This window comes from Alteromonas sp. ABH2_165 (assembly GCF_056159945.1).
This window is the reverse complement of sequence record NZ_JBSWWF010000009.1, coordinates 205,356-227,051: the sequence shown is the minus strand read 5'-3', so window position 1 is coordinate 227,051 and position 21,696 is coordinate 205,356. Positions and strand designations below refer to the sequence as shown.

21 protein-coding genes are annotated in these 21,696 nt (G+C 45.8%); 11 read left to right on the top strand and 10 right to left on the bottom strand.

The genetic code is table 11. The features are described from left to right. Positions 1-68: 68 nt before the first annotated feature. Entirely contained in the window at positions 69-464 is a 396-nt protein-coding gene (locus ACXAFQ_RS17815) for an OsmC family protein (RefSeq protein ID WP_474824749.1), read from the bottom strand. Positions 465-483: 19 nt separating this feature from the next. Next, positions 484-1,332: a CvfB family protein gene (locus ACXAFQ_RS17810; protein WP_474824748.1), complete on the bottom strand. Its 849-nt coding sequence runs from the start codon at positions 1,330-1,332 to the stop codon at positions 484-486. Between the two features lie 67 nt (positions 1,333-1,399). Here ACXAFQ_RS17810 and ACXAFQ_RS17805 point away from each other — a divergent pair, with 67 nt between their 5' ends. Genes ACXAFQ_RS17805 through ACXAFQ_RS17790 form a run of 4 tightly spaced genes read left to right on the top strand, consistent with a single transcriptional unit; the run spans position 1,400 to position 4,624 of the window. Next, positions 1,400-2,140, top strand: a complete 741-nt coding sequence (locus tag ACXAFQ_RS17805) for a 5-oxoprolinase subunit PxpA (protein WP_474824747.1) — start codon at positions 1,400-1,402, stop codon at positions 2,138-2,140. Then, positions 2,124-2,819: a 5-oxoprolinase subunit PxpB gene (pxpB, locus tag ACXAFQ_RS17800; RefSeq protein ID WP_474824746.1), complete on the top strand. Its 696-nt coding sequence runs from the start codon at positions 2,124-2,126 to the stop codon at positions 2,817-2,819. The genes ACXAFQ_RS17805 and pxpB overlap by 17 nt, the downstream gene beginning before the upstream one ends. Further along, positions 2,816-3,748: a 5-oxoprolinase subunit C family protein gene (locus ACXAFQ_RS17795; RefSeq protein ID WP_474824745.1), complete on the top strand. Its 933-nt coding sequence runs from the start codon at positions 2,816-2,818 to the stop codon at positions 3,746-3,748. The genes pxpB and ACXAFQ_RS17795 overlap by 4 nt, the downstream gene beginning before the upstream one ends. Before the next feature lie 9 nt (positions 3,749-3,757). After that, positions 3,758-4,624, top strand: a complete 867-nt coding sequence (locus tag ACXAFQ_RS17790; RefSeq protein WP_474824744.1) for an aminotransferase class IV — start codon at positions 3,758-3,760, stop codon at positions 4,622-4,624. Positions 4,625-4,654: 30 nt separating this feature from the next. Here ACXAFQ_RS17790 and fur read toward each other — a convergent pair whose 3' ends face one another. Continuing rightward, positions 4,655-5,080, bottom strand: a complete 426-nt coding sequence (gene fur / locus ACXAFQ_RS17785) for a ferric iron uptake transcriptional regulator (RefSeq protein WP_474824743.1) — start codon at positions 5,078-5,080, stop codon at positions 4,655-4,657. Between the two features lie 375 nt (positions 5,081-5,455). Between fur and ACXAFQ_RS17780 the strand changes: the two genes are divergently transcribed. After that, positions 5,456-7,462, top strand: a complete 2,007-nt coding sequence (locus ACXAFQ_RS17780) for a methyl-accepting chemotaxis protein (protein ID WP_474824742.1) — start codon at positions 5,456-5,458, stop codon at positions 7,460-7,462. 67 nt (positions 7,463-7,529) lie between these two features. Here the strand turns inward: ACXAFQ_RS17780 and fldA are convergent, their stop codons facing one another. From fldA to ACXAFQ_RS17755, 5 genes are all read right to left on the bottom strand, one after another. Further along, entirely contained in the window at positions 7,530-8,054 is a 525-nt protein-coding gene (gene fldA, locus ACXAFQ_RS17775) for a flavodoxin FldA (RefSeq protein WP_070127759.1), read from the bottom strand. Positions 8,055-8,085: 31 nt separating this feature from the next. After that, the gene (locus ACXAFQ_RS17770) at positions 8,086-8,304 is read right to left on the bottom strand and encodes a DUF2788 domain-containing protein (RefSeq protein WP_474824741.1); all 219 of its coding nucleotides are present in this window, start codon (positions 8,302-8,304) and stop codon (positions 8,086-8,088) included. Between the two features lie 92 nt (positions 8,305-8,396). After that, positions 8,397-9,179, bottom strand: coding sequence for an alpha/beta fold hydrolase (locus ACXAFQ_RS17765; RefSeq protein ID WP_474824740.1), 783 nt, complete (start codon positions 9,177-9,179; stop codon positions 8,397-8,399). A gap of 58 nt (positions 9,180-9,237) precedes the next feature. Next, positions 9,238-9,630, bottom strand: coding sequence for an H-NS histone family protein (locus ACXAFQ_RS17760; protein ID WP_474824739.1), 393 nt, complete (start codon positions 9,628-9,630; stop codon positions 9,238-9,240). A 139-nt stretch (positions 9,631-9,769) separates the two neighbouring features. Next, the gene (locus ACXAFQ_RS17755) at positions 9,770-11,413 is read right to left on the bottom strand and encodes an electron transfer flavoprotein-ubiquinone oxidoreductase (RefSeq protein WP_474824738.1); all 1,644 of its coding nucleotides are present in this window, start codon (positions 11,411-11,413) and stop codon (positions 9,770-9,772) included. 226 nt (positions 11,414-11,639) lie between these two features. Between ACXAFQ_RS17755 and ACXAFQ_RS17750 the strand changes: the two genes are divergently transcribed. Both ACXAFQ_RS17750 and ACXAFQ_RS17745 read left to right on the top strand, forming a co-directional pair. Continuing rightward, a complete protein-coding gene (locus ACXAFQ_RS17750; protein ID WP_474824737.1) occupies positions 11,640-12,392 on the top strand; it encodes an electron transfer flavoprotein subunit beta/FixA family protein in 753 nt (250 codons plus the stop codon). After that, the gene (locus ACXAFQ_RS17745) at positions 12,389-13,315 is read left to right on the top strand and encodes an electron transfer flavoprotein subunit alpha/FixB family protein (protein WP_474824736.1); all 927 of its coding nucleotides are present in this window, start codon (positions 12,389-12,391) and stop codon (positions 13,313-13,315) included. Before ACXAFQ_RS17750 ends, ACXAFQ_RS17745 begins: the two co-directional genes overlap by 4 nt. A 69-nt stretch (positions 13,316-13,384) precedes the next feature. On the opposite strand, the gene ACXAFQ_RS17740 is transcribed toward ACXAFQ_RS17745, so the two are convergent. Further along, positions 13,385-13,693, bottom strand: a complete 309-nt coding sequence (locus ACXAFQ_RS17740; RefSeq protein ID WP_070127753.1) for an isoamylase early set domain-containing protein — start codon at positions 13,691-13,693, stop codon at positions 13,385-13,387. Between the two features lie 332 nt (positions 13,694-14,025). On the opposite strand from ACXAFQ_RS17740, the gene ACXAFQ_RS17735 reads away from it, so the two are divergent. The 4 genes from ACXAFQ_RS17735 to ACXAFQ_RS17720 all read left to right on the top strand — a co-directional run bounded on the left by ACXAFQ_RS17735 (position 14,026) and on the right by ACXAFQ_RS17720 (position 20,176). Beyond that, a complete protein-coding gene (locus ACXAFQ_RS17735) occupies positions 14,026-15,246 on the top strand; it encodes an efflux RND transporter periplasmic adaptor subunit (RefSeq protein WP_474824735.1) in 1,221 nt (406 codons plus the stop codon). Beyond that, entirely contained in the window at positions 15,239-18,406 is a 3,168-nt protein-coding gene (locus ACXAFQ_RS17730; protein WP_474824734.1) for an efflux RND transporter permease subunit, read from the top strand. Before ACXAFQ_RS17735 ends, ACXAFQ_RS17730 begins: the two co-directional genes overlap by 8 nt. A 96-nt stretch (positions 18,407-18,502) precedes the next feature. Then, positions 18,503-18,880 carry a hypothetical protein gene (locus ACXAFQ_RS17725; protein WP_474824733.1) on the top strand — a complete coding sequence of 126 codons (378 nt, stop codon included), beginning with the start codon at positions 18,503-18,505 and terminating at the stop codon, positions 18,878-18,880. A 132-nt stretch (positions 18,881-19,012) separates the two neighbouring features. Next, positions 19,013-20,176, top strand: a complete 1,164-nt coding sequence (locus ACXAFQ_RS17720) for a hypothetical protein (RefSeq protein ID WP_474824732.1) — start codon at positions 19,013-19,015, stop codon at positions 20,174-20,176. Positions 20,177-20,229: 53 nt separating this feature from the next. Here ACXAFQ_RS17720 and ACXAFQ_RS17715 read toward each other — a convergent pair whose 3' ends face one another. Next, positions 20,230-21,420, bottom strand: a complete 1,191-nt coding sequence (locus tag ACXAFQ_RS17715; RefSeq protein WP_474824731.1) for an amino acid aminotransferase — start codon at positions 21,418-21,420, stop codon at positions 20,230-20,232. Positions 21,421-21,696: the final 276 nt, after the last annotated feature.

Below are 21,696 nucleotides of genomic sequence, written 5' to 3'. Positions count from 1 at the left end.
ATTAAGCGATTGAGAGAAATAAAACGAAGACGCCAGAGTGGCGTCTTCACATGTTTGGTATTCGTTTTTTAGCTGAGAATTTCGTAGCTGGTTTCAATGTCCACATTGCCGGCGAGCATAAGCATCACGGAACAGTATTTTTCTGCTGATAACTGTACGGCACGAGCAACGGCTTTATCGGTAATACCGGTGCCTTTCACTTCATAGTGAGCATGAATTTTAGTGAATACCCGAGGTGGGTTTTCAGCCCGTTCTGCATTGAGCTCACATTCACAGTGCTCAATCTCAAAACGGCCTTTCTTTAAAATATCCACAACATCAATACTTGAACAACTTCCCGCCGCAATCAACACCGATTCCATGGGGGAAATAGCCTGGCCATTGCCATCCATCACCGTTTTGTATCCGGAATCTGTTGTACCGGTAAACGTAAGGTCGTTGTCCCAGATAACTTTTGCTTTCATTTATACCTTGTCCTTAACCTTATTTGTTCAGTCTAATGGCAGTTTTATCAATGGAAATACGACGCTGTTTATACAGTGCCCCCAGCGCCTTTTTATAAGCGGCCTTACTCACATTAAAATGTGAATAAATTTCCTCTGGTTTACTTTTGTCGGTTAGCGTGGAAACGCCGCCATGCGCCTCTAAATCGTCGAGAATGGCTTCTTCCAACGTTTTACGACCGGCTTTATCGGTGCGCTGTAGGGCAACATCAATTTTGCCGTCTTCACGTACCGTTTTTACAAACGCTTCCAATTCCTGGCCGATGCGTAATTTCTTGTAGGCATCACTGTGAAAAATAAGTCCCAGATATTGCTTCTCGATGACAACCTTAAAGCCCAGTTCGGTTTTTCCGTAAACAATGCAATTAATCGCATCGCCGGCTTTCAAATAAGGCGCACTTTCTTTCAGGAATCGATGCAGCTTGGTGGCACCTAAAATACGGTTAGTACTTTCATCAATATAAATATGCACTACATAGTGCATGCCTTCATTTACCGGCGTTTCCTGCATCCCTGATGGTACCAGCAAATCACGGTCTGCACCCCAGTCGAAGAAGCCGCCAAAATGTGTCGCACCCACGGCCTTAAGTACCACCGTTTCGCCCACATTCGCTATGGGAGCATTGGGCCAGGCTTCGAGATTGCCGGTTTCATCCAGACCAACGAACACACTAAGCTCGTCTCCTGGCTTAACAGGCTGATCTAAATCTGTGGCTTTTTCGTGAGAAAGCAGTACAAGGGGATCGTTGTCGTCACCGGTAGTGAGGTGAAAGCCGAAAGGTAATTCTTCGGCAACGCGTAAAAGATTGATTTTTCCAATGTCTATCATCAGGGACTGACTGTAAAAGTAAATACAGGTAGTATGATAACGAATTGTCGGAGTTAGCTAAACCATTATGAAGTTGAATTGCGATTTGGGTGAGAGTTTTGGGGCCTGGACCATGCCGGTAGATGCCTCGGTAATGGATTATATCGACCAGGCCAATATTGCCTGTGGCTTTCATGCTGGCGATCCGGTTGTTATGAAACAGGCAATTAAAGCCGCAGCTAGCGCTGGTGTAACAATAGGTGCGCATCCTTCTTATCCTGATTTACAAGGTTTTGGCCGACGCTCAATGGCCATGTCCCCTTTAGAACTCAAAGCCTGTATTCAATATCAGGTGGCGGCCCTGAGCGGCATGGCAGTGTGTGAAGGTGAAACCGTGCGCTACGTTAAGCCCCACGGCGCACTGTATAACGATTTGATGCAAGACAAGCGCATCCGTCAGACCGTGATGGAGGCGGTGGCTGAAATCGGCAACGGCAAGTTGACATTGATGATTCAAGCGCACCCTTCGGCAAATCTGTTGCGTGAAGAAGCGGCGCAGTTTTCACTACCGTTGATGTTTGAAGCGTTTGCCGATCGTCGCTATACCGATGATGGCTATCTGATGTCTCGGCGACTCGCGGGGGCTGTGCTTAACACGCAACAAGCTGAAACACAGGTGCGTCAACTACTTGCCGATGGCACTGTGACAACAGAAAGTGGCCGCCAGCTACCGCTGGAAGTCGATACGTTATGTGTACACGGCGATTCAACCGGCGCTGTGGAAATGGTAAAAACCTTCAGGACGATGCTAAATGATGCAGCCATTTAATGCCGTCAGCCGTATTGAGTATGCCGGGTTGGATGGACTGATATTATACTTCTCAGACAACGATACTCAGGCAACCAGTGCCAGAGTGTCGAATTGTCATCAGGCATTGAAAGCCGCCTCGCCAATTTGGCTTCGTGAAGCCATACCGTCGTTTGATTCTCTGCTAGTCATCTTCGATCCATTCGCTATTGATGATCATGGTGTGTATCAGTTTATTCGCCAATTACCCGTTAGCCAGGATAATGTCATTGCCGGTAAACACCACCGTATTCCCGTGTGGTACGGCGCGCCTGGAGCCAATGATTTGGAAGATATTGCTCGTTTAACCGGCCTCAGTAAAGATGGCATTATCAATACCCATACAGCCACCACATATCGTGTTTACGCGGTGGGGTTTGCGCCAGGTTTTGCTTACCTGGGTGACAGTGCTGATACCTTAAACGTGCCCCGACGACAATCGCCTCGTACCGCCGTTCCCGTTGGTGCTGTGGCCCTGGCCGATAAACAAAGTGCGGTTTACCCGCAGCGCTCGCCCGGCGGATGGCAGTTACTCGGACTTACGCCGGTAGCCATGTTTCGCTCTGGGGCAGAGCAACCGGCGCTATTAAACATGGGCGATACGGTATCGTTTTATGGTATCGACGAAGACACATTTCGACAGTGGGATATACAAGCATGACGGCGCTTAACGTAATCAGCCCTGGAATTGTGAGTCTGCTGGTGGATGGCGGTCGAATTGGTATGCAGGACCAGGGTTTCTCAGGCTCTGGTCCGTTGGACCCCATGAGTTTTCGGTTTGCTCAGTGGTTGTGTGGTAATGCTATCGACACCGCAGCCATCGAAATTGTGGGGAATGCCGCTTTTCGTTTTAATATGGCGGCTACCATTGCCTTATGCGGGCCCGATGTTCACCTCACCATTGATGACTGCGAATTTCCGACCTGGCAAGCGGTAACGGTAAAGCCCGGGCAAACTATTCAAGTATCGGCTGAGCAAATAGGGCAGCGCTATTATCTTGCGGTGTCGGCGGATTGGCAGGTTCCCACAGTGGCAGGTTCGGCTTGTACCGTAATGCGAGAAAAACTGGGTGGGCTTAGAGGGGACGGTTCGCCGCTGAAGGCGGGAGATGATTTGCCAATGAAGGCAAGAGCAATAACTCCGACCAGAAAAATACCGTCTTCGTTACGTCCTGATTTTTCATTATCCACAGCTGTCGACATTATTCCGGGTTATCAGCATCTTGCCTTTGACAGCGTGACGCAAGCAACCTTCTATTCATCTGTTTATACCGTTGCGCCGCAAAGCGATCGTATGGGCATGCGGTTGTCGGGGGCCGCTGTGCCAAGTTCGTTAACGGCGATGCGTTCAGAGGGGATTAATTTCGGTTCTGTACAGGTGCCATCCGATGGTCAGCCAATTATAATGCTCGCCGATCGGCAAACCTTGGGCGGTTATCCCAAAATTGGCGTTGTTGCCAGTTACGACATCCCGCGATTAGCCCAGGCCGTGGCAGGAAGTGAACTTGCTTTTACACCTGTCGATGCAAACAATGCCAGAAGTATCTGGCTTCTCAAAGAAACTAAGATTAAACGATTTTTTCAGGAATAAGTGTTACTGATGACAACGGCTTTTTTAAACGATTCGTATCTTCCGCTGGAAGAAGCCAGAATATCTCCTATGGACCGTGGTTTTCTCTTTGGCGACGGTATCTATGAAGTAATTCCCACTCTTGGCGGCAAGCCCGTTGGCATGGGCGCACACCTGTCTCGACTGCAAGACGGTCTTGATGCGTTGTCTATTACCAATCCTAAATCCGAAATAGAATGGCGTGAACTGGTCTCTGCGCTGGTGCAGAAAAACGCACAACATCTTCAGTCTGACTCTGTTGGAATTTATATTCAGGTTTCCCGAGGCACCGTGATGAATAGGGCGCATGGGTATCCGGAAGATATTCCGCCAACGGTGTTTGCCTTTGCTTTTGCTACGGCTGCGCCGCCAGTTGAAGACATAAACAAAGTGCCTGTTTTTTCCGTGATCACCGGTGAAGATAAACGCTGGCAACGCTGCAATATTAAATCGACCTCTTTGCTAGGTAACGTAATGCATTTTCAGCAAGGCAAAAGTGCCGGAAAGCAGGAAATAATCTTACTGAACCACAAAGGCGAAGTTACCGAAGCAAGTGCGTGCAATGTATTTGTCGTAAAAGACGGCGTAATTATGACCCCACCTCTCGATAATCAAATTCTACCGGGTATCACCCGTAAACTGGTGATCGACAGCCTCAAGCTTGAGGGGATTGAGGTGCAGCAGAAGCCCATAACGAAAGCCTTACTGGATAATGCCGATGAGGTTTGGTTGACCAGTTCAAGCAAAGAAATCGCGCCTGTGACATCGGTAGATGACAAACCGGTAGGTAGCGGCAAAGTCGGGGATATTTGGCTACAAGCTATTCGCGTGTTTAATCGCCACAAATTTGAGTTGTAAAAAAAGCCTGCTTCAAAGCAGGCTTTTTTCTTATTCTGTTTTGTCACAGTTGCCGTCTTTACATTCACCGTAAAGATAGAGGCTGTGATGCGTTAGCTTTATGTTGTTCCGTTCAGCAATTTCGATCTGACGTTGTTCAATAAGCTCATCTTCAAACTCAATAACTTTGCCACACTTTAGGCAAACGAGATGGTCGTGGTGTTCTTTATGGCTGATTTCGAAAACTGACTTACCGCCTTCAAAATGGTGACGGTTAAGAATGCCCGCATCGTCGAATTGGTTAAGGACGCGATACACGGTAGCCAGACCAATTTCTTCGCCCTGATCAATCAGGATCTTATACACGTCTTCAGCGCTGATATGCTGATTAGCCGGCTCCTGCAGTATCTGCAGAATTTTTAAACGAGGAAGCGTGACCTTTAGGCCCGCTTTTTTCAGTTCTTTATTTTGATCCATAGATAACCACTTCTATACGCACTTTTATTTAATCGCTCATTATAGGTACTTTGTTTTCATTTGAAAGTACATGCCGACGAATTCTTCACATTTATTTGCGCTTGTTGATGCGCACTATTCATTTTTTCACCAGTGATAACGATGTGAGAGTAAAACGATTTCCCTCAGTATTTTAACAAAAATAAAACATGTTATTTTATTATCAGATTAATAAGGTTAATCTTAAAGACAGGTATGACCTCTTGTAATTCAGTCAATATGCAGGTCAAAAGGCGATGTTAATTTTCGACTGAATTACGCAAAAAATAACAATATAAATTAAGATTATCAGTGCAATGCACTGATTTCATGATTACAAAGGGTTGAGACCGTCTAATGCGCTTAACAGTAGTTCAAAAAATCACATTGGGTTTTGCTTTATTTGGCTGCCTGCTCCTTACTACCAGCTTGCTTGCTTACCTGGGTTTAACCGACATTCGGCAATCTGCCCGTGCCGTGGTAGAAGAAAAAATGCCGCTGCAAACGAGTATGATGTCGCTTAAAACCGATAGCCAGCTATTGGCCAACATATCGGTAAACGGTTATTTCACCGAAGAAGCCACAGCGCTCAAAGAAAACCACGCGGAATTCGCTGCACTAAGTGAAGTATTGGCTGAAGAGATGTCGGTGTTCGACACGCACTTTTCGAATAATCAGGAAGCTGCACAGGCTGTAGAGTCCACTCAGTTATTTATTAGTGAAAGCATGAAAATGTATGCTGCCCTGGAAGAGAGCAAAGAAGACCAGTTTGCTTTGGCTAAGAAACTAACCAGTGCCCAGGCGCACATCAATGAAGCTGGTGCGTTGATGATGGATTTAAGCTTTCTTGAGTCGGACCAGCCTGGTTTTGATGCGCTAGCGGGCCTGGGGACGAACATCGATAACAAGCTCATTACGCTCAGTGCGTTAGTGGGTGAACTTGTCGAATCGGTTAAACCAAACCAGTCCGCTAAATTATTATCAGACCTCAATTATCAACTGAGCAACCTGGATGTTGATAAAGCGTACTTTTTACGCTCAGCCGACGGCATGGATACAGACGGCATTGTAGAGAAATTTCAATCTGAATATGCCGAGGTAGTGCGATTTATTGAAGGTGACAACGGCATAATTGCTCTGCAAGAAAATAAAATAGCGCGTATCGAGCTTGCAGCAAATAGCAGACTTATTGCCAATCATGCCTTCACCGACGCCATGGCGACAATTAATACGCTCTATGATGAAGTGTCTGCAGAAACCCTCGAAGGACAAAACCTTATTCTCGACACGGTTCAGGATAGTTTACTCGATACTCTCATTGTGTGCGGTATTGGCCTGTTGGCAGCTGTCGTACTTACCTTAACCGTGAGAAAGAGCATCGCGGGGCCACTGGGCAGAATTAACGCTGGGCTCGGGCGCTTGAGTCAGGGGGATTTATCTTATCGTTTGGCACAAGATGGTAACGATGAATTTGCTGATCTCGCTGCAAAGGTAAACAGCTTGGCTGATGCTCTGCGAGAACTTATCGGTAACATTCAGGATAAAGAGCGTGCCGTACTTAGCGTTGCTCAGGAAAGCATGAAAATGGGCGAACGCAGTTTGTCGCTGGTGGATCAACAACGAGATCGGGTGCACCAAACTTCAGCTGACACCGATAATGTCCGTGAAACCAGTCAGAAAAACCTGGCGATGATTGAACAAGCGCTTAATGAGTTAAATGGCGTGGCCGAACAAGCAAGGGCAACGTCTGATATGGTGAAGCAAAATCGTCAGCAGGTCGCAGAGCAATCTGCGCAGGCGCTGGAATCTGCAACTATTATCGGTCGTCTTGAAGAAAACAGTAAAAATATCGGCTCTATTCTTGATGTCATTAAAACCATTGCAGAACAAACAAACTTGCTTGCGCTGAATGCTGCCATTGAAGCAGCTCGGGCAGGAGAGCAGGGGCGAGGTTTCGCGGTGGTGGCTGATGAAGTACGGACTCTGGCCAACCGTACCCAGAATTCTACAGAAGAAATTGAGAGTATGATTGGTAGTTTACAGCGTGATGCGCAAAACGCGGTAACAGCCATTAACATCAGTAAAGAAAAAGCAGAACAGGGCGTGTCGGTGAGTGAGCAGGTTTATCAGCAAGTGAACGACATTAGCGATGTTATCGCCAAGCTACAGGCTTTCAATGAATCTTTTGTACAAGATACCCATGCGCAGAACGCATTACTAACCGCAGTGGCAGGTAATCTTGATGCGATTGTTAAATTGGCAGACGAAAGTGCGCAAAGCACACGCCAGGCCAATGAGTCGAGTGGCCGTGTAGACAAACAAATGGAGGGCTTGAGGGCGGTAATTGAGCGCTTTAAGGTTTAAGTTAAAACAACTTAACACAGGTACAAAAAAACGGGCTGCAGCCCGTTTTCTTTTAAAAGTATATGCTTTAAGCCAATTCAGCTAAACATAACTCTTCGTGAAGCTGCTTACACCAGGCGCGAACACGCTCTTCAGTGAGTTCAGGCTGACGATCTTCATCGATACCTAAGCCAACGAAATGATCATCGTCTGCCATGCCCTTAGAGGCTTCAAAATCGTAACCTTCAGTAGGCCACTGACCAACCAGAATAGCACCACGTGGTTCTACGATATCGCGTACCATGCCCATGGCATCTAGAAAATATTCTGCGTAGTCTTCCTGGTCTCCGCAACCAAAAATCGCAACCAGTTTGTCATTGAAATCAATCTCTTCCAGTTCAGGGAAGAAATCATCCCAGTCGCATTGTGCTTCGCCGTAATACCAGGTTGGAATGCCGAAAATAAGCAAATCAAACTCTGCGATCTGTTCTTTAGTACTTTTTGCGATATCCTGAACATCAATCAGGTTTTTACCTAATTCTTTTTGAATCATTTTCGCAACGTGTTCGGTATTTCCTGTGTCGCTACCGAAAAACAAGCCAACACTTGCCATAATTAACCTCTGTCCGATATGTCTTGTGAAATTACACGCCAGTGTTCAGGAAGAACAACTCAATGATACCTTTGGCAACGAAACCCAGTGCACCCAGGCCAAGTACTCCGTAGGCCACCACGCGACCAATCAACGGTACATCATTACTTTTCAAAACATCATGCACGGCGTAGCCCATTAACAGAAACAGGCCAATCAGGCCCAAAGTGAACATGATGGATTCGATGGTTTCGTAATTTTCAGCAAGCATAGTTTTACTTAGTCCAAAATCGGCGCAAACTATAGCACACAATTTATCTCACTCGCAGTGAAATGAATGACATTTTTGCGCTATATCAGTTGTTATGGGCGCGCCAACTGTTTTTCAATAATCCGATTGAATGCATCAGGCTTCTCAGAGTGCAACCAGTGGCCAACACCTTCAATAACGTGAGCACGTGCTTTTGGGAAATAATCAGCAATGGTGCCTTGCATATTCATATCGATGTAATCTGAATTACCCGCTTTGATAAACAATGTTGGCTTATCAAATACGGCATCAATAGTCTGCCAGCCAATAATTTCCTGATAATTTGCTTCCAGACCAGCAAGGTTAAATCGCCACTGCCAGTTTTTCTGCTCGTTTTGATACAGGCTTTTCAACAGGAACTGTCGTACGCCTGCTTCCGGGATAAAGGGTTTCATTGCAGCATCTGCATCAGAGCGTTTGCTTACTTCACCGAGATCAACCGAATTCAGCCCTTTGAATATGTCGTCATGTCGCGGTTTGTAGGTCACTGGAGCGATATCTGCAACAATCAGCGAATCCAGCGCATCGGGATAACGCAGTGCAATCCGCATGGCTACTTTACCGCCAAGAGAATGACCAACGATAGCCACTTTCGATTTTTTGTATTGCTGAACAAGGGGAAGTAACGCATCCACACAGGCGTCGAGTGAAAAATTATCAATGTGTTTGGATTCACCGTGATCAAGCAGGTCGATGGTGAGTACATTCATGGAATCGACAAAATGGCGTCTTACCACAGACAAATTATCCATGGTGCCAAATAGACCGTGAATAACGACTAAAAGTACATCGGAATCGTTTTTTTCAAAATAAGAGTAATTTAGCGGGGAGGGCATGTCATAACCTAAAAAAGGCGACCAATGTCGCCTTTGTAAATTAACGTAAATTTAGAAATTAGATCGCGTAATCTTCGAGAGATTTACCGCTTTCAAGGGCATCTTTGTATACGCGAGGCATACGACCGATACCTGTCCATGGGTGCTCTTTACCATCGCTGTCTGTTAGCGTGTATTTAACGGGACGTTTCTTACCAGTAGATTTCTTTTCTGCAGGTGCGGATTCTAAATCACTAACATCAAGGCCAGCTTCTTGGAGTTGCTTCTGAATGTCTGCAATTTTTTGCATTTTTTCTTGCTGTTCTTTCTGTTCTTCGAGATCTTTTTCTTTACGCTTCTCGATGATGTTGGTTAATTTTTCCTGTACAGATTCTAATTCGGCTGTGCTTAAATCCTTTACTGCACCTTGTAAACGTCTTCCGTGAGTTAAAATTTCTAAAAAGTCGCTCATTAATCAACCTTGTGTTAGTTTTCTATGTTATTAAACGGGTATTTGAATTTTAGTCTAAAAAAAGCAGCGTGACACTGCTTTTTTTATTTAATTCGATAAATACTCACAAAAAATGAGATAGATCACTATTTAAGAGCGCTTACATATTCGGATAGTTTGGACCGCCACCCCCTTCAGGTGTTACCCATTGAATATTTTGTGAAGGATCTTTAATGTCGCAGGTTTTGCAATGAATACAGTTTTGTGAATTTATTTGTAAACTTTTGCCCGTGCCATCTTGTACAATTTCATAAACACCCGCAGGGCAATAGCGCTGTGCTGGCTCGTCAAACTTTGGCAAATTCACCTTGATTGGAATTAATTCATCGTTAAGTTTAAGGTGACAAGGCTGATTTTCTTCATGATTTGTATTCGACAGGTACACCGATGAAAGCTTATCGAAACTAAGAATGCCATCGGGTTTAGAGTACGTGTGAACTTCGCTATCTTGAATACTTTTCATTGAAACGTAATCTGCATTCCTGTCGGCAATTTCAAATTTTGAATTACCACTCAGTACATTCTGTTCAAAAGTATTAAATGCGCCGCCCCAGAATGCACCATATTTGTGAATTGCAGCACCAAAGTTTCTTGCACTATGTAGTTCATTAAATAACCAGCTTTGTTTAAATTGCTGGCTAAATTCTGCTTCTAACGACTGTTGGGAGCTTTGAGTCATTTGTTTAATTAGGGTGTCCGCGGCGAGCATACCGGATTTCATTGCCGTATGATTTCCTTTTATTTTAGAAAAATTCAAGGTACCCGCGTTACATCCCACCAACATACCGCCAGGAAAAGCCATTTCTGGCAAGGAATTAAAGCCGCCTTTCGCAATGGCTCTGGCACCATAAGAAGCCCTTTTTCCATTTTCGAGATAGCGTTTAAATACAGGATGGTGTTTTAACTGTTGAAATTCATCAAAAGGACTCAAAGTTGGATTGGTGTAATTAAGGTCTACAATTAATCCGACAAATACCTGATTATCTTCGGCATGATATAAATAGCCGCCGCCAGTGGCTTCTGAAAGTGGCCAACCCGTGGTATGAATAACTTTGCCAGGTTGATGAAGCGCAGGATCGATATCCCATACTTCTTTAAATCCAAGCGCATAATGTTGAGGCTGGCTATCTTTATCTAAACTGAATTTTTCAATTAATTGCTTTCCCAGATGTCCCCGACAACCTTCGGCAAAAAGGGTATATTTTGCCCGCAGTTCCATGCCGGGCATAAACCCCTCTTTATGGCTACCGTCACTGGCAACGCCCATATCACCGGTAATCACACCGGCCACGGCGCCATTGTCATCATACAGAATGTCTGCTGCCGGAAAACCCGGGAAAATTTCTGCACCTAAGGCTTCCGCTTGTTCTGCCAGCCACCGACAAACATTTCCCATAGAGACGATGTAGTTCCCAGGGTTATGCATCGTGCGGGGAACAAGGCTGTTGGGGATTTTATGACTTCGCTGCTTATCGCGAAGATAGTAAATATCATCTTCCGTTACCTGCACATGCAGTGGTGCATGTTTTTCTTTCCAGTCAGGAAAAAGCGCATTTAATGCCGTTGTTTCAAATACAGCGCCGGAAAGAATATGCGCACCGACTTCTGAACCTTTTTCAACTACGCACACCTTCAGAGGTTCAGCTAAAGATGAAGCTTGCTGCATTAATCTGCACGCAGCAGAAAGGCCTGCTGGGCCAGCACCAACGATAACAACGTCAAATTCCATCGATTCTCTTTCCATGACTCCTCCGCATTGCTTGTTTTTGTAATCAGGTTGACGTTTACGTCAACAGAAAGTAAATTGCATGATAAGTTTACGTTAACGTAAAGATAAAGTCAGGTAACAGAAAGAAGGCTTGCTTTGAAAAGTGGTAACAAATGCTGACAGTGCATTATTGCTTGTCGTCGAAGAAGTAAAGGCCCACACGTTACATGGCGATAAATTAACCGACAGAATGGGGTGCAAAATGAAAATACTCGTTCCCGTAAAGCGCGTTGTGGACTACAACGTAAAGGTGCGTGTTAAAGCAGATGAATCCGGGGTTGATCTGACCAATGCTAAAATGGCGATGAATCCATTTTGCGAAATTGCAGTAGAAGAAGCGATTCGCCTGAAAGAAAAGGGCATGGCTTCTGAAGTTGTGGTGGTTTCCATTGGAACAAAAGCCTGTCATGAGCAAATCCGAACGGCGCTCGCGCTCGGGGCAGACCGAGGCATTCATGTTAACACCGAGCTGAGTCTCGATAGCTTACAGGTCGCAAAATTACTCAATAAGGTGGTTGAAAAAGAACAGCCTGGATTGGTTATTCTGGGTAAACAGAGCATCGATTCAGACAATAACCAAACCGGACAAATGCTGGCAGCGTTGGCAGATATGCCGCAAGGCACCTTTGCCTCTGAAGTCTCTGTAGAAAATGACCAAATAACCGTAACCCGTGAAGTCGACGGCGGGCTGCAAACACTGCGCCTGAATTTGCCTGCTGTGGTTACCACCGATCTTCGACTGAACGAACCCCGCTATGCCACGTTGCCCAATATTATGAAGGCCAAGCGCAAACCCTTGGATACCATTGAGGCAGATGAGTTGGGTGTTTCACTGGTATCCAAAGTCAAAACCATAAAAGTAACGCCACCGGCTCAACGTAGTGCTGGGATTAAAGTGGCGGACGTGGCTGAACTGGTGGATAAACTGAAAAACGAAGCGAAGGTGATCTCATGAAAACACTGATTATTGCTGAGCATGATAACCAGAGCCTGAAGCCGGAAACCGCAAGACTGGTATCGGCTGCCGCTAAGTTGGGCGGCGAGATTCATATTCTTGTTGCGGGTGAAAACTGTGTGCCTGTAGCAGATGCAGCGGCGAAGCTTGAGTCTACCGCAAAGGTATTGTTAGCAGACGGTTCATCGTTAGGTCACCAGCTGGCGGAAGAAGTTACCGCATTGATAGTGACGTTGGCAGGCGATTACAGTCATATTCTGGCCGCCGCATCCACTACGGGCAAGAATATTATGCCAAGGGTGGCTGCATTACTCGATGTTGCACAGATTTCCGACATTATTGCCATTGAAACGCCGAACCGATTTGTTCGTCCGATTTACGCTGGAAACGCCATAGCTACTGTTGAGTCAGATGAAACTCAGCACGTTATTACGGTTCGTACATCGGCATTTGAAGGTGTAGTGGAAGGAAATAGCGCGCCTGTCGAGTCGGTGGCGGTGCCAGCAGGCAAAGATAAATCGATGTTTATCCGTGCCGAAATGGCAAAATCGGAAAGGCCTGAATTGACCGCGGCCAACGTGATTATTTCCGGCGGCCGGGGGATGCAAAATGGTGAAAACTTTAAGCTGTTGGAAGCCATCGCTGACAAATTAGGTGCGGCCATTGGCGCGTCGAGAGCCGCGGTAGATGCAGGCTTTGTGGCAAATGATATGCAGGTGGGGCAAACCGGTAAAATCGTCGCCCCTGATTTGTACATTGCAGTAGGAATTTCTGGCGCCATTCAGCATTTGGCCGGGATGAAAGATTCCAAAGTCATTGTTGCGATAAACAAAGACGAAGAAGCCCCGATTTTTCAGGTCGCTGATTACGGGTTAGTAGGCGACTTATTTGAAATTCTGCCGGAACTGGAAAAAGCGCTTTAAACAGCGCTTTTTCAGTGAATCCGTTAAGGCTCCTGCATGATCAGGAGCTTTACCCGTGATTAATCGTATTTAAACTCTGACCACAGAGTTTTCTTCGAGAGAGACAGGGGAGGGAGTATAAGCGTCTGCTTCCCAATCATTTTCCCAAACATCACCGTCTAACAGATAGCGAAATTGATACTCGCTGTCCGATTCCAACGTTACCGTTTGCGTAAAGTCACCGTTTTTCAGTTTCTTCATAGGCGCGACTTCTAAATCCCATTCGTTGAAATCGCCGATAAGTTTCGCGGTTTCTGCTTCCTTGGCTTCATTGGCATTTAATCTGAAAGTGACTTTGCAAGCTGGTTTAGATTTCAAATACTGTTTTTTTAGACTCATGGGATCCCTCGTGCTAAACGACTAATACCTATACAACTTAAGTCTAAAATATCAACAGTTCAAGGTGTTTTGCAGATATTTTAACCGCATCAGCTATATAACGTTTTTTAGCGGCGAGCGACAGGCTGAACCCGTGCGTTAAAACGTCATTTATAGGCTATACATTATTTGTAACAGGTTTATAGATTTAGAAATAAAATTTAACAATCTAAAAGCAGTCAGCTTTACGGAAGGCGGTTACACTTAGCGCCATCATTATTATAAGGGTAATTTGCATTCTTCTTGAGGCTGCGTCTTTACCTGTCAAAACGATATCCCATAAAGGAAGCACCATGTCTAAAAGCGGTTGGGTCAGATCTATCGGACCATTACTTGTACTTTTAATCGCCGTATTGCTGGCCATCATTTTCATTGCATCGAAAAAGCCACCTGAGCAAAAAAAGGTGGTGACTAAAGATTTTCTGGTAGAAGCACAAGTCGTGAATCGTGAGGCTACCGCTTTTGTGGTGAGTTCTCAGGGTAATGTGGTGCCAAAAAACCAGACGCGAATTAGTGCCCAGGTAAGTGGCCAGGTTGTGTCGCTTGCAGACGTGTTTGAAGTGGGTGGCATGTTTAAGAAGGGGGATGTACTGGCGGTACTGGAACAAACCGATTATGAAACCGAATTAAAACTCGCTGAAGCTGAATTGGCGCAAGCTGTGGCAGCGTTGCAGGAAGAGATTGCCCGCGGCAAGGTGGCTGAAACGGAATGGCGCTCGGTGAACTCCAAAGTACCGCCAGAATTGGGCTTACGGAAACCGCAACTCGCCAGTGAGCAGGCGAACGTTAAAGCCGCAGAAGCCAAACTCGAAAGAGCACGTCGTAATCTCGACAGAACTGAAATTAAGGCGCCGTACAACGGTATTGTGATTGCTCGCAATATCGATTTGGGGCAATTTGTATCATCGGGTAGCGAAGTCGGTACGCTGTATTCCACTGATGTGGCAGAAGTGCGTTTACCGATTACGGAATCTGAATTGGCGTATATTGATTTGCAAGCTGAATTAGCCAACAACACTGAGGTTGTGCTTTCAGCTAAAGTGGCGGGACAACGTCAACACTGGCAAGCTAAATTAGTGCGTACCGAAGGTATTCTCGATTCAGGTAGCCGGGTTATTTATGCCGTGGCTCAGATTAACGACCCGTACAATATGAATAAAGATCCTGCCCGCGCCACACTGCGTTTTGGCCAGTTTGCTGAGGCAGAGATAACAGGCACCCAGTCACAACCCCTTTATGTACTTCCTCGCAGTGTCTTACGACTAGACAATTCTATTCTCACTGTTTCTGATGAGAACACGCTACAAATAAACGAAGTCGAAGTGATTCGTGCCACCGCTAAACATGTGTATATCAACGACGGATTACCCGAACAGCCAAAAGTGGTATTCAGCGTAGTGCCAAACCCTTATGAAGGCATGAAAGTGAGAATTTCGGGAGAAGAATTACAACAGGAAGACGATACCGACGCTAACGCTATTGAACTGAATGTTACAGGTGGTAGCGATGAGTAGAGTCGACACGCAAAAAGGCGTCATTGCCTGGTTCGCAAGAAACAGTGTAGCGGCGAACTTATTGATGATCATACTGATCATCGGCGGCATTTTTTCCGCCCTTTCAATTCAGAAACAGGTTTTTCCTGCGTTTGAAATTAATGTGATTAACGTTCGCGTGCCTTATCTGGGCGCCGCCCCACAGGAAGTGGAAGAGGGCGTCATCCTTAAAATTGAAGAAGCCATCAAAGAAGTTGAAGGTATTAAGCAGATTAATTCAACCGCCGTGGAGGGCATGGGCACGGTAAGCATAGAGGTAGAAGACGACTACGACGTACAGGATGTGATGGACGAGGTAAAAGTGCTCGTCGACGCCATTCCCAGTTTTCCTAACAATACTGAAAAGCCCGTCGTGTACCGGCAAAAAATTCAGCAGGACGTTATATGGGTGTCGGTGTACGGTGATGCCAGCGAGCGTGAGCTAAAAGAATTTGCCAAAAGCATGCGAGATGACATTGCAAATTTGCCGGGTATTTCAAGCGTGTCTGTTGAAGGTGCCCGTGACTATGAAGTGTCTATTGAACTGTCTGAAGTTGCATTGCAAAAATATAGCCTGACATTTTCAGAAGTTGTAAATGTGGTACGTGCTTCTAGTGTTGATTTACCTGGTGGCTCGATAAAAACGGAAAATGGCGACATTCTGCTGCGCACCAAAGGGCAGGCTTACCGCGGCGACGAATTCGCCCGTATTATTCTGCTCACCGACAGCAACGGCAGTCGGGTGACCTTAGGTGATGTGGCTGAGATCAACGACGGTTTTGTTGAAGACAATCAGTTCTCTGAGTTTGATCACAAAGATGCAGTGCATATTCGCGTTCGAGCCGTGGGCGATCAAAACGCATTAGAAATTTCCAAGCAGGTTAATCAATACCTCGACGAAAACCGCGACAGCTTCCCGGGGAATATTTCAGCCGATTCGTGGGGTGACAGTTCGTTTTATTTAGCAGACCGCTTAAACATGATGTTGTCGAACATGTTCTTCGGCGCTTTATTGGTGTTTATCGTGCTGTCGTTGTTCCTGAAAATTAAACTGGCGTTCTGGGTGATATGGGGGCTACCCGTGTGCTTCTTAGGCACGTTGCTGGTGATGCCAACAGACGCTATCGATGTCTCTATCAATATGTTGAGTTTGTTTGCGTTTATTCTGGTGCTCGGGATTGTGGTGGATGATGCCATTATCATGGGAGAATCCGCGTATTCGGAAATAGATAAAAAAGGCCACTCTACCGAGAACGTGATTGTCGGCGTGAAGAAAGTGGCAATGCCTGCCACCTTCGGCGTATTAACCACGGTAGCTGCGTTTACCCCAATGGTTCTGGTTTCCGGACCAATGGGCGTAATTTGGAATACAATCGGGTGGGTGGTGATTGTTTGCTTACTTTTCTCTTTATTGGAATCCAAACTTATCCTGCCTGCTCACTTGGCGCACATGAAGCTCAAGCCTTACGACCCGGCAAAAGCGAATCGTTTCCAGCGTTTCAGAGACTTCTTTGCTGAAGGCATTAAAACCTTTGTCGATAAAAAATATGCACCGTTTTTACGAAAAGCTATTCATTATCGTTATTTAACGCTGTCTGTATTTGTGGCAATGATGATACTCACCATTGGTCTGTTTGCGGGTGGCTTGGTTCGCTTTGTGTTTTTCCCCAATATTCCCAGCGATTTTATGCAGGCTTCCTTCGAGCTTGAGCCGGGTTCGTCAATCCAGCAGCGTGACCAAACTCTCAATACGCTTCTCGAAGCCATGAGCCGTATGGATAAAACCATCACTGACGAAACTGGTGCCGCCATCGTCAAACATGCCGTAGCATTTGACAGCGGTTCCACAGGGGGTGAGATCTTCGTGGAACTGACCAAAGGTGAAAGCCGTGAAATGAAGGACTTTGAGATCCATCAACGCTGGCGTGATGAGCTGCCTGAAATACCTGGAATGAAAACACTGGATATCGGCGCTGGCGGTGGGTTCGGCGGCGGTGCCGACCTCAGTTTTGAATTTACTTCGTCCAATATCGACGCGTTACGGTCTATCAGTGCTGAGTTAAAACAGCGTTTGTCGACCTTCGAAGGTGTAACCGATATTAATGATACCTTTGCTGGGGGCAGTGATGAAATTCAGCTATCACTGACACCACAGGCAGATGCGTTGGGTATTTCGCTGCAGCAACTTGGACAGCAGGTAAGATACGGCTTCTACGGCGCTGAGGTGCAACGTATTCAGCGTGATGAAGAAGAAGTGAAGGTGATGGTGCGCTATCCCAAAGAAGAGCGTTCCTCTATCAGTCATTTGCAAGAAATGCGAGTACGCGCGGCAAATGGCGATGATATTCCGTTCGAAGAAGTGGGCGAGATCTCCCTGGGCAAAGGGTACGACTCGATTCTTCGGGTTGATGGAAATCGCTCGGTTACGGTTACCGCCAAAGTGAATAAAGATCTCATTGAGCCGGGTGAAATTACCCGTGAAGTCACGATGACCATTGTGCCAGATTTACTTGAACGCTATCCACGGGTGAATTTTAAGTTACAAGGTAACTCAAAAGAGGAAGCAGACGCTATGTTGGGGCTTGCGCAGGGGCTTATCTTCGCGCTGTTTGCGATATATGCGCTGTTAGCCATTCCTCTGAAGTCTTATAGCCAGCCGTTTATTATCATGTCGGTTATTCCATTTGGCATTGTTGGCGCTATTTTTGGCCACCTGGTACTCGGCTTGGCGGTGAGTGTATTGTCGATATGCGGCATTATTGCGTTATCTGGCGTAGTGGTAAACGACAGCCTTATTATGGTTGATTTTGTAAACCGGGCACGACAAGAAGGGCACCGATTGATTGATGCTGCCGTTCAGGCAGGAACACAACGTTTCCGCGCCATTGTATTAACGTCATTGACTACCTTTATGGGCTTAATGCCCATCGTGGCAGAAAAAAGTTTACAGGCACAAATTGTTATCCCGATGGCAGTATCGCTGGCATTCGGTATTTTATTTGCCACTGTGATTACTTTGTTGCTGGTGCCTTGTCTGTACATGATGATGCACGACGTACGCAACTTGCTACGTGGCCGCAAAAAACAACAGCATGTGGGGCATTATCAGCCGAGCGACCCGCAAGCGGTCGATCAGCAATAAATTAAAAAAAGCCCGATTCGGGCTTTTTTTATACAATTTGCTTGATATGTGTTCGTTTATACAGTACTGTTTATCTGTACAGTATTTGGAGGTGTTATGAACACAGGCCTAAAAACTATCGACAATTTAATCCATTCCTTTGGTGTTCGCACTGAGGAAGGTGAAGATAAATCTCAATCACTTACCACATTTTGTGGTGGCGATTTTCGGGTTAACACCGTGAAAATGCCGTTTTGCATTATGCAGAAGATTTTGCAGACACCACAAGAAAAGCAGTTGCGTTTATTGCAGTGGTTTTTACCTCACAAGCAAGCCCGGCTAGCCAGTTTTCTCATTGATGAATCCGGCGCTGTGATCGAGCAGGTGTATTTCCAGCGTGATGCCAGGCATGTCGAGGCTTGCCGTCGAATTCAAAAAATGGTCAGCCGAACGTATCGGCAGATTGCTGATACGCCAAGCGTGCTCGCGGCCTAATTTCCCCGCTACCTGGCCTTCGACCCAACGGGGCGGGTAGCTTTTTTCCCTTTATTTCAGGGCATTCCGTGCAAGATTGCTTTTCAGAAGCTATACCTTAGTTGATATGGCAAAAATGCACCGGAGGCACCGTTGAATTTACTCGTCGTCGAACCCGATGAGATACAGGCAGAAATACATCAGTTGTCATTGTCGGATATCTTCACCGTTGATATAGCAAACTCCTTTGCTCAGGCTAAATCTATGCTTGAGCAAAAAAGTTATTTGATTGTGGTGAGTGAATGGGAAATTGGCGGTGAAGTGGCAGTCTGCCTGGTACCCGAGAAATCCGATCCAGATACCATCACCACGCCTGCTGTTGTCGTTGTCAGTCACATTAAAGACGAAGAAGTCATGGTAGACGCGTACAAACAGGGGGTGGCTTACTATTTTACTAAGCCATATAACGTTGTACCGCTGCATGAAACCCTGGTGGCCATTCAAAGTCAGTCTGAAACGCTAAAACGTTTAAAGCTGAGTAATGAGCAAACAGAACTCGCTTCCCGGCAAGCCGTTAATCAGGCTGCACTTTATAGTATGGGAATGGGGTTATTATCACATCTCAATGAAGCTGAGGATGTCAGTGATATTGCGCGTATTACCTTGTCGGCCTTGAAAGAGCGGGGCATTTACGCCTGCCTGGAGTTCCGTCATCAAAACAGGCCATTGTATTTTGATAATCGCGCCGGAGGTTGCGACGAAACCACAGTAAAAGTATTTACCACGCTGCGCAAACAAGGCCCGGTGTTCTGCTTCGGTGAGCGAGTAATGTTTAACGCGGAGCATGTTTCATTGCTTGTTAAACAGGTAGCATCTGCAGAGCTTGTCAGTCAGAGTTTGCTTATTGATTTGGGCACTAAACTGCTTCCCGCGTTGAATATGTGTTTTCTGGCCTGGATGCAGGAGCATGCACTTAAAGAATCGAACCATGATATTGTACAAATGAAAAATCATCTACACGATGCCTTTCTTTCAAGCCGAGCAGGTAGTCTTGCATTGAGCGAAGCTGTTGCAAGTAAAGTGTTAGAAAATCCATCGTTCAGTGAATTAAAGCCCAACTTAAGAAAAGATCTGGTAGAGATTGTTCAGCAGGAACTTAAAACCAGTAATACGGAAGACGCTTTTATCAATCTCGAATCCCTTGCTGCAGGAATTATTGGCAGAATGGAAACCCGGCTACGGGCATTCTCCATCCATCCACGTGATTTCGGACAAACCGAAATAGACGATGAACTTAGCGGGTTAGAGTATTTTTAAATAAAAAAAGGGTGACACAATGTCACCCTTTTCGTTTTCATCACTGTCTTAAATTACAGTACTGAAATCAGTGCTTTTGCTAGCGTATCAACGTTGTTTTGGTTAATACCTGCAACGTTAATTCGGCTTGAATCCACAAAGTAAACCGCGTGCTTCGCACGAATCTCGCGAACTTGCTCTGGGGTAATACACAAGTAAGAGAACATCCCTTTCTGCGTATTTAAGAAGCTGAAATCTTTATCTGCACCATTTTCGGTAAGTTTATCTACTAGCATCGTACGCAGTGAAGACATACGGTTACGCATTTCATTCACTTCTGTCATCCACTCGTTTTTCAGTGCCGTGTCAGCCAGAATGATATCTACCAGAGCGCCGCCCCAGCTTGGTGGCATAGAGTAGATTGCTCGGGCTACAGACTGAATTTGTCCTTGAGCAATTTTGCGGGTTGCTGAATCGTTAGTAACGATTGCAGCTAAACCTGTGCGCTCGCGGTACAGACCAAAGTTCTTTGAGCAAGATGCAGCAATGATAACTTCTGGCAGGTTTTCAGCGAGCAAACGGATACCGTAAGCATCTTCTTCCAGGCCGTCACCAAAACCTAGGTAAGCAACGTCAATAAATGGCAGGAAACCACGTTCTTGTGCCAGAACCAGGATTTCATCCCACTGTGCGTTAGTTAAGTCAGCCCCCGTTGGGTTGTGGCAGCAACCGTGAAGTAACACGATGTCGCCTTTGCCCGTTTGCTTAAGGGTTTCCATCATTGCGTCGAAATTGATACCCGCGGCTTCTTTATCGAAATACGGATAGGTTTTAATTTCGAGGCCAGCTGAACCAATCAGTGGAATGTGGTTGGCCCACGTAGGATCGCTCACCCAGCATTTCAGATTGTCGCCGCAACGTGCAAGTAGTTCAGAAAGAATGCGCAAAGAGCCACAACCACCTGGTGCCATTACAGCCGCTACACGGTCAGCCATCATCACTTTGCTGTTTTCGCCCAGCAACAGTTTCAGCAGGCCGTCGATAAAACCTTGATGACCTTGTGGCGTGATATAGGTTTTAGTGGTTTCTCTTTCTAACAGAATATTCTGGGCTTTAGCCACAGAAGACATGATAGGAGTTTTGCCTTGCTCATCTTTATAAACGCCAACACCTAAATCAATCTTAGCCGGATTTGTATCTTCACGGAAAGAGGCGGATAAACCAAGAATTGGATCTGGGGATAGTTGGGGTAACACTTCAAACACGATAGTTCCTCACGTTGCGTGATAATTAAGCGAGGACGGCATTATGCCACTGCCCGCGCAAAATACGAGACTTAATAACAATTTTTATGCTGACAATTTGGAATAAAACATAATGTATAGACGAATTTATTGAAATAGCACGGTTAATCACATGCTGTATTTTTACCTCTAAGCGTATACTTGCACTCATAGTCTGAATTGACACTGGGCGAAAGCCGCTGATTAAGTTAATATTCAGTCCCACTGGCATAGTCACTTGTGCTGTTTGCGTTCTGC